Annotated in this window: 11 protein-coding genes; 8 read left to right on the forward strand and 3 right to left on the reverse strand. The window is 58.4% G+C overall.

Annotated elements, in window-relative coordinates; all coding sequences use genetic code 11:
- Positions 1 to 23 precede the first annotated feature (23 nt).
- Together AC07T0_RS08955 and AC07T0_RS08960 are read right to left on the reverse strand one after the other, a co-directional pair.
- On the reverse strand, positions 24 to 1,553 hold the full coding sequence (locus tag AC07T0_RS08955) for a 3-hydroxyacyl-CoA dehydrogenase (protein ID WP_495000825.1): 1,530 nt from the start codon (positions 1,551 to 1,553) through the stop codon (positions 24 to 26).
- Positions 1,554 to 1,555: 2 nt separating this feature from the next.
- On the reverse strand, positions 1,556 to 2,341 hold the full coding sequence (locus tag AC07T0_RS08960; protein ID WP_495000826.1) for an enoyl-CoA hydratase: 786 nt from the start codon (positions 2,339 to 2,341) through the stop codon (positions 1,556 to 1,558).
- A 337-nt stretch (positions 2,342 to 2,678) separates the two neighbouring features.
- Here AC07T0_RS08960 and AC07T0_RS08965 point away from each other — a divergent pair, with 337 nt between their 5' ends.
- The 8 genes from AC07T0_RS08965 to AC07T0_RS09000 all read left to right on the forward strand — a co-directional run bounded on the left by AC07T0_RS08965 (position 2,679) and on the right by AC07T0_RS09000 (position 12,047).
- Positions 2,679 to 3,833, forward strand: a complete 1,155-nt coding sequence (locus AC07T0_RS08965; RefSeq protein WP_495000827.1) for an acyl-CoA dehydrogenase family protein — start codon at positions 2,679 to 2,681, stop codon at positions 3,831 to 3,833.
- 104 nt (positions 3,834 to 3,937) lie between these two features.
- Positions 3,938 to 5,215, forward strand: coding sequence for an MFS transporter (locus AC07T0_RS08970; RefSeq protein ID WP_495000828.1), 1,278 nt, complete (start codon positions 3,938 to 3,940; stop codon positions 5,213 to 5,215).
- A gap of 312 nt (positions 5,216 to 5,527) precedes the next feature.
- Positions 5,528 to 7,204, forward strand: a complete 1,677-nt coding sequence (locus AC07T0_RS08975; RefSeq protein WP_495000829.1) for a bifunctional sulfate adenylyltransferase/adenylylsulfate kinase — start codon at positions 5,528 to 5,530, stop codon at positions 7,202 to 7,204.
- 71 nt (positions 7,205 to 7,275) lie between these two features.
- Positions 7,276 to 8,331: a sulfotransferase family protein gene (locus AC07T0_RS08980; protein WP_495000830.1), complete on the forward strand. Its 1,056-nt coding sequence runs from the start codon at positions 7,276 to 7,278 to the stop codon at positions 8,329 to 8,331.
- Positions 8,332 to 8,403: 72 nt separating this feature from the next.
- On the forward strand, positions 8,404 to 8,784 hold the full coding sequence (locus tag AC07T0_RS08985; protein ID WP_495000831.1) for a RidA family protein: 381 nt from the start codon (positions 8,404 to 8,406) through the stop codon (positions 8,782 to 8,784).
- 121 nt (positions 8,785 to 8,905) lie between these two features.
- On the forward strand, positions 8,906 to 10,906 hold the full coding sequence (locus AC07T0_RS08990) for a peptidase U32 family protein (protein ID WP_495000832.1): 2,001 nt from the start codon (positions 8,906 to 8,908) through the stop codon (positions 10,904 to 10,906).
- A gap of 226 nt (positions 10,907 to 11,132) precedes the next feature.
- The gene (locus AC07T0_RS08995) at positions 11,133 to 11,561 is read left to right on the forward strand and encodes a DUF1640 domain-containing protein (RefSeq protein ID WP_495000833.1); all 429 of its coding nucleotides are present in this window, start codon (positions 11,133 to 11,135) and stop codon (positions 11,559 to 11,561) included.
- A gap of 90 nt (positions 11,562 to 11,651) precedes the next feature.
- Positions 11,652 to 12,047 (forward strand): DUF4280 domain-containing protein, encoded by a 396-nt coding sequence (locus AC07T0_RS09000; RefSeq protein ID WP_495000834.1) that lies wholly within the window; start codon positions 11,652 to 11,654, stop codon positions 12,045 to 12,047.
- On the opposite strand, the gene AC07T0_RS09005 is transcribed toward AC07T0_RS09000, so the two are convergent.
- Positions 12,048 to 12,593 (reverse strand): toxin-antitoxin system YwqK family antitoxin, encoded by a 546-nt coding sequence (locus AC07T0_RS09005; RefSeq protein ID WP_495000835.1) that lies wholly within the window; start codon positions 12,591 to 12,593, stop codon positions 12,048 to 12,050.

A 12,593-nucleotide genomic window follows, 5' to 3' on the forward strand; every position in this document is an offset into this window, starting at 1 on the left:
CTTTAATTATTTTTAATCGAGTATCAACCAACCGATGGCTCGGGAGTCCGCAAAGACAGACCAAGCCCGGCTCGTCGACGCAGCCAGAGCCCTGGGCGGTAACGCGGGTCCGCGGTGAGATCGGCCATCCGCTTGAGGATATGTAGCACTCGCTTGGCGCCCAGCTCATCACCCCAGGTCAAAGGGCCCAGTGGATAGCCCAGACCGCGACGAACACCCTCCTCCAGGTCGTCGACCGTGGTGATTTGCTGTTGAACAATTTCCCCCGCCAGGTTGACGATCATGGCCATGACCCGCTGTGCCACGAAGCCGACACTGTCTTGAATGACTGTCACCCCTACCCCGTCTCTGGCCAACAATGAGTGCCCGGCGGCCAGGACGCTGGGTGCCGTTGCGGTCGTTGGCATCAGCGTCCTGTGTCGTTTCAGGTCGACCAACAGGTCGATGCATAACGTGCGAGTGGGATCGGTATCGAACTGCAGCGAAGCCTGGGCCGCATCAATACCGTAAGGCGCGAGCAGGCAGAGCGCATGGGCTGACGGCCGAACCGCGAACTCAACCTCGGCGCCCAGCTGATTCAGCAGGCTCACCAACGCGACTCTGTCCTCTTCTGTTTCTGTCCCCAGCCAAATGGGCGGGATGGTCTGTACGGCGGGAACCTCTTGACGGGGCCGCGGCTGGGCAAGCTGGCCGTTTGCATAACGATAGAAGCCACGGCCGACTTTTCGTCCGACAAAGCCAGCCTCGAGCATCCGCTGCATCTGCGCCGAAGGACGATAGCGAGGATCCTCATAAAACTGGCCGTAGATCGACTCAATGACCGGGTGGGACACATCCAGGGCGGTCAGGTCGAACAGCTCGAACGGCCCCATTCGAAAGCCCATGCCCTCGCGCAGGATGCGATCGATATCAGCGGGCGCCGCGACACCCTCCTTCAGCATCTGCAACGCCTCGGTACCGTACGCACGACCGGCATGGTTGATGATGAAGCCAGGTGTGTCCTTGGCACGAATGCCGCGATGCCCCATCTGTGTGGCCAGTGCCTGCAACCTGTCGCCGATATGCGGGTCGGTTGCCAGGCCGTCGATGACCTCGACCACTTTCATCAAGGGGACCGGATTGAAGAAGTGGAAGCCAGCCACCCGCTCCGGATGCTGGCAGGCACTGGCAATACGGGTGACCGATAACGACGAGGTGTTGGTCGCGAGGATGCACTTTGCCGTCACGACCGTCTCCAGCTCTCTGAGCAGATTTTGCTTGGCGTCGAGCTTCTCGATAATGGCTTCAATCACCAGGTCGCAGTCGGCGAGTGCGACCAGTTCCGTCTCGACACGCAGCCGGCTCATTGCCGCAGTCGCATCCGCCTGACTGATCTTGCCCTTGCCGACCAACTGCTCAAAGGTTTCACCCAGTTGCACGCGTGCGGCAGCGGCCGCACCGGAGCGAGCATCGAAGAGCGCGACTTGCAGGCCGGCTTGCACGGCGATCTGGGCAATCCCCGCCCCCATCACGCCGGTGCCGACGACGGCCATTGATTGAAGGGTTTGCGTCATGCTCATGCTCCAACAAACTCAGCTTTGCGTTTTTCCAGGAACGCCGAGGCGCCTTCTTTTTGATCCCTGGACGCAAACAGCAATTGAAAGGCCTTGCGCTCCAGGGTCAGCGCGCTCTCCAGGGACAGGTCGGCGCCGGCCAACATGACTTCCTTGATTTGAGCCACCGCCAACGGTGGCAGCGCGGCGATCTGTGTCGCCAGTTCCATCGCCCGAGGAAGCGTTTGTTCGTCGCTCACCAGCTCGCTGATCAGGCCCATGGCCAAGGCCTCAGGTGCCTTCACCAGGCAACCGGTCAAGGCGATGCGCATGGCCTGGAATTTTCCAACGGCGCGAATCAAGCGCTGCGTACCACCCGCCCCGGGCATCAAGCCGAGTTTTACCTCTGGCTGGGCAAAACTGGCGGACTCACCGGCGACGATGATGTCGCAGTGCATGGCAAGCTCACATCCGCCGCCAAGCGCAAAGCCGTTCACCGCAGCGATCACAGGCTTGGGACAACGGCTGATGGCTTCCCACAAACGCTCCGTGTGGCGCAGATACATGTCGATCGGGCCCGCCGATGCAAACTCCCGAATATCCGCCCCGGCAACGAAACAGCTGGGGCTTCCGGTGAGGACAATGACGCGAACCTCGGTATCGCGCCCCAACTCGCTGAAGTGCAACGCCAACTGCTCGCGAACCGCCCCATTCAGCGCATTTTTTGACTCCGGCCGATGGATCCGCACAACGGCGACGCCGTTTTGTGTCCGTTCAACCTGGACGAGAGCGTCCTCTGGTGTGTTCATGCCTGCTCCTATTGGATTTATTTCGCAGTGCGGTATTTGATACTGATTAATAAAATAATAGGGCGAAAAACTCCATCGTGTAAACCTGTAACTGGAAAAACGGCCGCGTCGAAGCGACGAACAGCGTCCGTTCCGGAGCGTTTACATGACTGTAAAATACCGCTGTGCGGAATCTAATTTTATTATGTTGATTTTCTTCGCGCTTCAGCCTTAACCTTTTGAGCAACAGGTGAGCGACGCGAGCCGGGGCCAATGGTTGGCACTGCGGTTACGCGGGTCATTTCTGGACAAAACCACAATGGTTGGGCAAGCGGGCCCCAGAGCCCGAGGAGTGCATATGATCCGCGATGCGGAAACCCTTCAAATCCTGCTGGACTCGATCAGCGCTTTTGTCAGCGGGGAGTTGATTCCACGAGAAACCGAGGTTGAAGAAACGGATTCCATACCGGCCGATATCGTCGATCAGATGCGTGAGATGGGGCTTTTCGGCCTGACCATTCCTGAGGAGTACGGTGGCCTGGGAGTAACCATGGAGGAAGAAGTCTCCATTGCCTTCGAGCTGGGACGCACCTCTCCAGCATTTCGTTCCTACATCGGAACCAACAATGGGATTGGCTCGATTGGCATTCTGCTCGACGGTACCGACGAGCAGAAAAATGACTATCTGCCAAGGCTTGCCAGCGGTGAACTGCTTTCCTCCTTCTGTCTCACTGAGCCGGATGCAGGATCGGATGCCGCTTCGCTGAAGACCTTCGCGGTACGCGACGGCGATTATTACGTGATCCGTGGCACCAAGCGTTTTATCACCAATGCCCCGGAAGCCGGTATCTACACGGTGATGGCCAGGACCAGCACGGAAATCAAAGGCGCCGGCGGTATCAGCGCCTTTATTGTCGAGCGGGAAACAGCGGGGCTGTCGTTGGGTAAACCCGATCACAAGATGGGCCAGAAAGGCGCCCATACCTGCGATGTGATCTTCGAAGATGTGCGGGTTCCAGCCAGCCAACTGATAGGTGGTGTAGAGGGCGTCGGCTTCAAGACCGCCATGAAGGTCCTGGATAAAGGGCGGCTTCATATTGCGGCTTTAAGCGTTGGCGCCGCGGAACGAATGCTCGCCGATGCGCTGCAATACGCCCTTGAGCGCAAACAGTTTGGTCAACCCATCGCTGAGTTCCAGTTGATTCAGGCGATGCTGGCCGACAGCAAGGCGGAGATTTACGCGGCGAAATGCATGGTGCTTGATGCCGCTCGCAAGCGTGACGAAGGCCTTAACGTCAGCACCGAGGCTTCCTGTTCGAAGATGTTTGCCACTGAAATGTGCGGCCGGGTCGCCGACCGCTGCGTGCAAATCCATGGCGGCGCGGGGTATGTCAGCGAGTACGCGATCGAGCGTTTCTACCGGGATGTACGCTTGTTCCGCATCTATGAAGGCACCACGCAAATCCAGCAGATCGTCATCGCCCGCAACATGATCCGCGAGGCATCTTCCTGACCCGAGCGAGTCAAGGATAGGCACCGAGCACACTCATTCGTTTAGCTCTCGCCTGGTCCAGGCCGCGAGAGTGCCTTTCAAATAACTACAATAGGTCACCCCGAATGGACAACACGGCATACCCGGCGCGTGCGGCAGCGCTTGAGCGTAGTAATACCTGGATCATCGTTTTCGTATTCTGTTTTCTCGGCCTGCTGATCGATGGCGCCGACCTGATGCTGCTGTCCTATAGCCTGACCAGTCTGAAAGCCGAGTTCGGCCTGACCAACGTCCAGGCCGGCAGCCTGGGTAGCGTGACACTGGCGGGCATGGCATTGGGCGGTATTTACGGCGGCTGGGCCTGTGACAAGTTCGGACGTGTGCGTACGGTGGTCTGGACCATCACCCTGTTCTCGCTGGGTACGGCGCTGCTGGGGCTCACCCACAGCTATGCGCAATTCGCCATTGCCCGATTTGTCGCCTCCCTTGGGTTGGGCGCGCTGTACGTCGCGTGTAATACGCTGATGGCCGAATACGTTCCCACACGTTATCGCACCACCGTGCTGGGCACGCTGCAAGCCGGTTGGTCGGTGGGCTACATCGTTGCGACCTTGTTGGCTGGATGGCTGTTACCTGACTATGGCTGGAGATGCCTGTTCTACGTGGCAATCGTTCCAGTGATCCTGGCGATCCTGATGCAGCGGCTGGTCCCTGAACCGGCGGCGTGGGTTGCGGCCAGGGCCAGTAAGTCGAGCCGCGATCATGGCGTATCCGGCCCCGGTAAACGTGTCCCGGCGCAAGGTGTCTTCAAGCAAATCCTTGCCGACGCCAAGGCGCGCAGGATGTTCACACTCTGGGCACTGACGGCGGGTTTCCTGCAATTTGGCTACTACGGCGTCAACAACTGGCTGCCCTCCTACCTCGAAACGGAAATGGGCCTGAACTTCAAAGCCATGACCGCTTACCTGGTCGGGACATACGCGGCCATGATTTTCGGTAAAGTCCTTGCCGGCGTGGCCTCCGACTGGTTGGGCCGGCGCTGCGTATTTTCATTCGGTGCACTGGGAACCGCGGTCTTCCTTCCGGTGATCGTTATCTATCACAGCCCCGATCAGATCCTCTGGATGCTGGTTGTCTTTGGCTTCCTGTATGGCATTCCCTACGGCGTCAACGCCACCTACATGACTGAGAGTTTTGAAGCGAAGTACCGTGGAAGCGCCGTAGGCGGTGCCTACAATATTGGCCGGATCGGCGCGGCCATCGCCCCGGCGGCGATCGGTTTCCTGGCGACTCAGGTATCCATCGGGATGGGCTTCCTGGTGATGGGCGCCGCGTATTTTATCTGCGGAGTGATTCCCGCCCTGCTTATCAAGGACAAGCTGTTCGATCCACAGAATGAGTGAGGGCCAGCGATCAGTCAGTCGCGTCCAGCCGGTGTTAATACCCAGAATAAAAAACATCAAGTCCGTTTTGTTCTATACCCGGCATTGACAGCGCTTTGATATCATTCTTTACTTCGGCATACATAACGCTATATCCATATAAGGAAATGAAAGCATGCGCAAGGACGCTGAAGCAATCGAGCTTGCTCACCCCCAAGAATTTTTCGAAAAGCGCCGTTAATTCGCATTCAACTCTTTGATTTTATTGTGCGCGCATCCTGATTTTGGTGCGCTCTAAACTGGGTCGAATCGAATACAGAGGGGCGCTTTATTGTGGAGAACTACACAGAAAAACATAACGTGTCCTCCCTGCCTTTCTGGGTGCTATCCGCAAGACAACTCTGTGACCTGGAGCTGCTGGCTAACGAGGCCTTTTCGCCACTGACGGGTTTCCTCGGCGTAGAAGATTATCTCAGCGTTGTTCACCACATGAGACTGAGCTCGGGTGCCCTTTGGCCAATGCCCATCACCTTGGACATCCCGCAAGCATTGGCTGATCAGCTAGCACCCGGTGGAGAGCTGGCGCTACGTGATCCGGAAGGCGTCACATTGGCCGTGCTGGCCATTGACTCAATCTATCAACCGGACCATCACATCGAGGCGCTGCAGGTTTTCGGCACCCAGGACCAGGGCCATCCCGGTGTGGCAGCCTTGTATCGTCAACATGCGTTTAATGTCGGCGGCGTCATTAAAAAAATTGAATCGGTGACGCATTACGATTTTGCTGATTTGCGCTTGTCCCCCAAGCAAGTCAAACATGAAATAGCTCGTCGTGGCTGGGAGGCAGTCGTTGCCTTTCAAACACGTAATCCGATGCATTGTGCCCATGTCGAATTGACCCTTCGCGCCATGAAACAGGCCAATGCGGCGTTGTTGCTACAGCCGGTGGTAGGGCTGACCAAACCGGATGACATCGATTATTACACCCGTGTCAGGTGTTACAAACATGCCTTGAAGTCTTATGCCGCCGATGCCGTCTTGCTGTCATTACTGCCGCTGGCCATGCGCATGGGCGGTCCCCGCGAAGCCGTTTGGCACGCCCTGATTCGCAAGAACTTCGGTGCGACGCATTTTATCGTTGGGCGTGATCACGCCGGCCCCGGCAACGACAAGCACGGCAACGCGTTTTACTCCCCTTATGCGGCCCAGGAGCTGGCGTTGGCCCATGCGCAAGAAATCGGCCTGAACATTCTTGCCTTTGAGGAAATGTTATATCTCAAAGAGGAGCGGCGTTATGTCGCTGCCTCAGAGGTGCCAGCGGGCGCCACCGTGCTGAGCTTGTCGGGAACCGCCGTGAGAGAAAAACTGGCCAGCGGCGCCGAAATTCCCGACTGGTTCAGTACCCCCGATATCGTCGCCGAACTGCGTCAGTCATATCGTCCGAAACAACAACAAGGTTTTGTGCTGTTCTTTACAGGACTGTCTGGCGCCGGCAAATCGACGATTGCCAATGGCGTTGCCGTGCGCTTGCGCGAAGACGGTAGACGAACCATCAGCTTGCTGGATGGCGATGTTGTCCGGCATAGCCTTTCCAGGGGACTCGGATTTTCAAAAGAGGACCGTGAGGCCAATATCGAGCGCATTGGTTTTGTGGCGACCGAAATCGCCCGAGCCGGTGGTGTTGCAATATGCGCGTGTATTTCCCCCTATGCGAGCACACGCCAGGTCTGTCGAGAGTTGGCCATGTCACACAAGACGGCCTTTTTCGAGATCTACATAGCTGCGGATTTGGACGTCTGTGAGAAGCGTGACCGAAAGGGGTTGTATGCCAAAGCGCGGGCCGGGAAGCTACCGGGAATGACCGGTATTGACGCGCCCTACGAAGCACCACTGTGTCCTGACTTACGTATTGATACCGCCTGCTTCAGTGCGGCCCAGGCAGTGGAGTTGATCATTTCCACCTTGGTCGAGCTAGGCTATGTCCCCGCCTCTCTCCTTCATGAATCCTGAACCGCAAAAGTGTTGTGTCAGTTCAATACCTTCCCCGTCTGTTGAGCTTGCCGTGTTCAAAGGAGAACCATGTGAACGTCACTCAAAAACCTGTGACCCAAGGTAACGCGCGTCCGCGGCCCGTATTGATGATCCCGTTGCGGCGCTGCGGCAGTCACGCATTGCGGCTACGGCTCAATCTTAATCCACAGTTCTATTCACCTTATCCACTGCACCTCGCTGACTTCATGCCGATTGTCCCCCTGTACGGTGATATTGCCGATGACAATGCTTATTTTCGCATGGTGGTCGATGTTGTCGGCCTGCAGGCAGCAAGCGTTGTCAAATGGCCGGGTAGCGCCTTCGATCCGGTCGATATTTTCGAGAGAGTCCGCCACGAGCCGCGCAGCGTGCATCGAATTGCCTGGGAGCTGCTGCTATGCGCCGCTGAACAGCATGAAGCCAGCGTGGTGATGGACAAATCTCTCGACGATGTGCACTACGCCCATGAGCTCATGGAGCTTTTCCCGCAGATGCTGCTGCTCAATGTTGTACGAGACCCGCGGGCTCAGGTCGCCTCGATGAATCGCGCGATCATTCATGACTTTGATACCTTGATCAATGCACAAACATGGGTGGCGGCGCATCGCGCGGCGCAATCCTTGATCGAGCGCTACCCAGAGCGCGTATTGACCATCCGCTATGAAGACTTTCTGCTGGATGAAGAAACTACGCTCAGGCAGATCTGCAATTTTTTCGACATTGAATTTCTCGATAAAATGCTCGATATCTCCGAGTCGCAGGAGGCCAGGCAGATTTCAAAAATGTCGGCGCTTTGGTCATCCAACTGCTTTTCGCCGATCACCACAAATATTGATAAATTCAAAGGGCAACTGAAAACCCGGGAGATCGAAATTATCGAGACCCTGGCGAAGGAGTTCATGTTGCGATATGGCTATGAACCCATGACCGAGGCCAATTTCGCCTTTGACACGCACATGTTGGTGGACGCCACCGAACGCTCGGGTGACGCCAAGAAATTTGCCTGGAAAGACTTGGAACAGGAGAATTTCCAAGACTACATTTTGCGCCAATACCGTGTGGACTACCTGACCTCGGTGCGCAGCCGGCTTGAACGAAGTCGATAACGCCAGGCGGATGGCGGAGTGGCCGAGCAAGTCGGCATAATCCGCCTATCCCACCTCAAGCAAGAGATCTTCATGGCCAATCACGACATCGCCTTCCTCCCCGATCCCGACGCGGACTCCATCTCCTCCGACGTTGCCGGTTTCGGCGGCCTGCTGGTCTCCACCCAGATCCCCACCCACGCTGACGGCAGCCTGGAGCTGGGCGACATCACCCTGCAGAGCGAATGCACCCTGCAGGCGCTCAAGGTGGCGCTGGAGCGCGCCGGCAGTTCCATGGACCGGGTTCTGCACCTGACCATCTACCTCACCGATATCGCCGACCGCCCTGCTTTCAACGAAGTCTACAAACGCTTCTTCGCCAAGCCCTGGCCAGTGCGCGCCGCCGTAGGCGTGGCCGCCCTGGCGGTTGAAGGCATGCGCGTGGAAGTCACCGCGATGGCCGCCAAGGGCTAAGTCCGCGGCCCTGGCTGGCGACCCCGCTCCGCGCGCGGTCGCCGATCGGCAGTATACGAGTGCCGGTCAGGCATTTCGCCGCTACAATGCACGCCTTGACCGTGAAGCCTGACTAAAAAACATGTCCCTACCCAAGCATCACCTGGAATTGCTCAGCCCCGCCCGCGACGTGGCCATTGCCCGCGAAGCCATCCTGCATGGTGCGGATGCGGTGTATATCGGTGGCCCAAGCTTCGGCGCGCGCCACAACGCCTGCAACGAGGTGAGCGATATCGCCGAATTGGTGGAGTTCGCCCGGCGTTACCATGCGCGGGTGTTCACCACCCTCAATACGATCCTGCACGACAATGAGCTGGAGCCGGCGCGCAAGCTGATCCACCAACTCTACGATGCCGGCGTCGACGCGCTGATCGTCCAGGACCTGGGCGTGATGGAACTGGATATCCCGCCGATCGAGCTGCACGCCAGCACCCAGACCGATATCCGTACCCTGGCGCGGGCGAAGTTCCTTGACCAGGCCGGCTTCTCGCAACTGGTACTGGCCCGTGAGCTGAACCTGCAAGAGATCCGCGCCATCGCCGATGAGACCGATGCGGCAATCGAGTTCTTTATCCACGGCGCGCTATGCGTGGCGTTCTCCGGCCAGTGCAATATCTCCCACGCGCAGAATGGCCGTAGCGCCAACCGTGGCGACTGTTCCCAGGCGTGCCGCCTGCCCTACACCCTGAAAGATGATCAGGGCCGTGTGGTTGCCTTTGAAAAACACCTGCTGTCGATGAAAGACAACAACCAGAGCGCCAATATTCGCGCCCTGGTGGAGGCCGGCGTACGCTCGTTCAAGATCGAGGGGCGCTACAAGGACATGGGCTATGTGAAGAACATCACGGCCTACTATCGCCAACGCCTGGACGATGTCCTCGAAGACCGCCCGGACCTGGCTAGTGCTTCCAGCGGCCGTACCGCGCACTTCTTCCTCCCCGATCCGGAAAAAACCTTCCATCGCGGCAGCACCGACTACTTTGTCAGCGACCGCAAGATCGATATTGGCGCCTTCGACACGCCAACCTTCACCGGCTTGCCGGTGGGTACGGTAGAGAAAGTCGGCAAGCGCGATATGCTGGTGCTGACCCATGAGCCGCTGTCCAATGGCGACGGGCTCAATGTGCAGGTCAAACGCGAGGTGGTGGGTTTCCGCGCCAATATCGCCGAGGCCAAGGGCGAGTTTGAGGTCGACGGCGAGAAACGCTACCGCTACCGCGTCGAGCCCAATGAAATGCCCGCAGGGTTGCACAGCCTGCGGCCGAACCACCCGCTGAACCGTAACCTGGACCACAACTGGCAACAGGCCCTGCTCAAGACCTCCGCTGAGCGCCGGATTGGTCTTTCCTGGGTCGCCCGTCTGCGCGAGGATCGCCTGGAACTGACCGCTAGCAGCGAAGAAGGCATCAGTGCCAGCGTCGCCCTGGACGGTCCGTTCGGCCTGGCCAACAAACCGGAACAGGCCCTGGAGCAACTGCAGGATCTGCTCGGTCAACTGGGCACCACTCAGTACCACGCCACGAGTGTCAAGCTGGATGCGCCGCAGGCGTATTTCATCCCTAATTCGCAGCTCAAGACCTTGCGCCGCGAAGTGATCGAAGCGCTGACCGTGGCTCGTATTGCCGCGCACCCACGCGGCGGCCGCAAGGCCGAGACCACGCCGCCGCCGGTGTACCCGGACTCGCACCTGTCGTTCCTGGCCAACGTCTACAACCAGAAGGCCCGCGACTTTTATCACCGCCATGGCGTCAAGCTGATCGATGCGGCCTTCGAGGCGCACGAGGAGACCGGCGAAGTGCCGGTGATGATCACCAAGCACTGCCTGCGCTTCTCCTTCAACCTCTGCCCCAAGCAGGCCAAGGGTGTGACTGGCGTGCGCACCAAGGTCGCGCCGATGCAATTGATCCATGGTGATGAAGTGCTGACGCTGAAGTTCGACTGCAAGCCTTGCGAGATGCACGTAGTCGGCAAGATCAAGGGCCATATCCTTGATCTGCCGCTACCGGGCAGCGGCGTGCAGCAAGTCGTCGGTCATATCAGTCCTGAAGATCTGCTCAAGACGATTCATCGTGCGCCGCACTGAGTGCATGAGTGCCTGACACCGGAACGGGGAGCAAAAGCGCCCCGTTTTCAGGCGCTTGAGTCATGCAGTACAACATCTGTTCGGGGGCGTTCCTGAATACGTCCTCATGCGACTCTCTAGCCTACGTACCTCCAAGAAATGTCCGACTATCTCTCCCGGCAGGTTTAGTCGAGCATATGGACAGGATCGCTGTTGTTCACAGCACTCGGCCAGGACGGCTATGTTGATGATGGCTATAACCCCTTGGGGCCGCCGTCATGAGGATGTCTCCGGTCACTTGTCAATTGCAGGAGGCATGATGAAACTATCGCTTACCTTATACGACGCACTGACCGCTGCCACCATTCCGGCGAACAAGGCCAAGGCAGTTGTAGATGCCTGGGAGGCCGATGTGGAAAATCTCGCGTCAAAATCTGACGTGCTGCAAACCGAGACGCACCTGAACGCGTCCATCTCGCAGCTGGGGTCAGCCATCAGGGAGCAAGGCGTGGAACTGCGGGCTCTGATCAAGGAGCAAGGTGCCGATCTTCGCTCGTCCATTTCGGGATTGGAATCGCAGAACAAAATCCTGCGATGGCAGTTCGGCCTTATCTTCATCTGCGTCGCGCTACCGATCTTGAAAATGGGCCTTGAGCTGCTGGCCAGATCAGCCTGACTCTTCCTTGCCTTTATTGTTTCGGGTTTGTGCGCTTGTTGTGTGCAAACCCACGAACCTATACTCGGCATCCGTCATAGGGGGTTTTACATGGGCTGTCCCCAAGTCTGTTCCGGCGCCACCCTGCAATGCACCTTCGGTCTGGCGCCTGGTGTGCTCAACGTGCTGCCGCAGAACCGCACCCTGGTGTCCGGTATGCCCGCGGCCAACCTGATGGACCATATTCCGCTGGTCAACATCATGCCCTTCGGCATGTGCCAGAGCCTGGCCAACCCCATGGTGGTGGCTGCTACGGCGGCGGCACTCGGGGTGCTCGTGCCGATGCCCTGTATTCCCGTGACCGTTGCCCCGTGGATACCTGGCGGCGCACCGACCATGCTGCTGGGGCCGATGCCGGCGCTGGATGCCAACAGCACGTTGATGTGCAACTGGGCCGGGGTGATCAAGATCGTCTTCCCGGGCCAGGTGCAGATGCTGATTCCCTGATCAGGCATCGGGCGGCTGCCGCCATTTCAACCACCAGGCCTTCCAACGCGCCATGGGTTTTCCCGACTCATCCAGCGGACGCCCATCCGCGGCATAGGATTGCGCGCCGTCCAATGGCTGGCCCTTGTCATATTCAATGCGCGCCGCCAGTTGGCCATTGCCATGGAACCGCTGGTAAAGCCCCTGCAATTGTCCCTGCTGATAGTGTTCGCGAGACGCCAGCGTGCCGTCTTCGAAGTAACTGAGGACCTGCCCGTGCAGCAATCCTGCGCGGTACTGCGCTTCGCGGATCAAGGCGCCTTGCGGGTTATGGAACAGCGCCTGACCGTCGAGTTTGTTCTTGCGAAAATTCAGCCGCGCCGAAGGTTGGCCGTTGGGGTGATAAATGACCATCGGCCCCTCCAGCGTTCCCTGGCTATAACTGAGCACCGCCTGCGGGCGACCACTCTCGGTCACCCGCGCCGGGCCTTCCAACTGGCCGCCGATCAGGGTGGCGTTGAGCTGGCTGTCGCCGCTGACGACTTCCACCTTGGCTGGTTTGTCCAT

The sequence above is a fragment of the Pseudomonas sp. GW821-FHT04D07 genome (assembly GCF_059420225.1).

Excerpts from the sequence above, each read along its gene's own strand:
- AC07T0_RS08955 (WP_495000825.1), bottom strand. The coding sequence starts at position 1,553 with ATGACGCAAACCCTTCAATCAATGGCCGTCGTCGGCACCGGCGTGATG.
- AC07T0_RS08960 (WP_495000826.1), bottom strand. The coding sequence starts at position 2,341 with ATGAACACACCAGAGGACGCTCTCGTCCAGGTTGAACGGACACAAAAC.
- AC07T0_RS08965 (WP_495000827.1), top strand. The coding sequence starts at position 2,679 with ATGATCCGCGATGCGGAAACCCTTCAAATCCTGCTGGACTCGATCAGC.
- AC07T0_RS08970 (WP_495000828.1), top strand. The coding sequence starts at position 3,938 with ATGGACAACACGGCATACCCGGCGCGTGCGGCAGCGCTTGAGCGTAGT.
- AC07T0_RS08985 (WP_495000831.1), top strand. The coding sequence starts at position 8,404 with ATGGCCAATCACGACATCGCCTTCCTCCCCGATCCCGACGCGGACTCC.
- AC07T0_RS08990 (WP_495000832.1), top strand. The coding sequence starts at position 8,906 with ATGTCCCTACCCAAGCATCACCTGGAATTGCTCAGCCCCGCCCGCGAC.
- AC07T0_RS08995 (WP_495000833.1), top strand. The coding sequence starts at position 11,133 with ATGATGGCTATAACCCCTTGGGGCCGCCGTCATGAGGATGTCTCCGGT.
- AC07T0_RS09000 (WP_495000834.1), top strand. The coding sequence starts at position 11,652 with ATGGGCTGTCCCCAAGTCTGTTCCGGCGCCACCCTGCAATGCACCTTC.
- AC07T0_RS09005 (WP_495000835.1), bottom strand. The coding sequence starts at position 12,593 with ATGGACAAACCAGCCAAGGTGGAAGTCGTCAGCGGCGACAGCCAGCTC.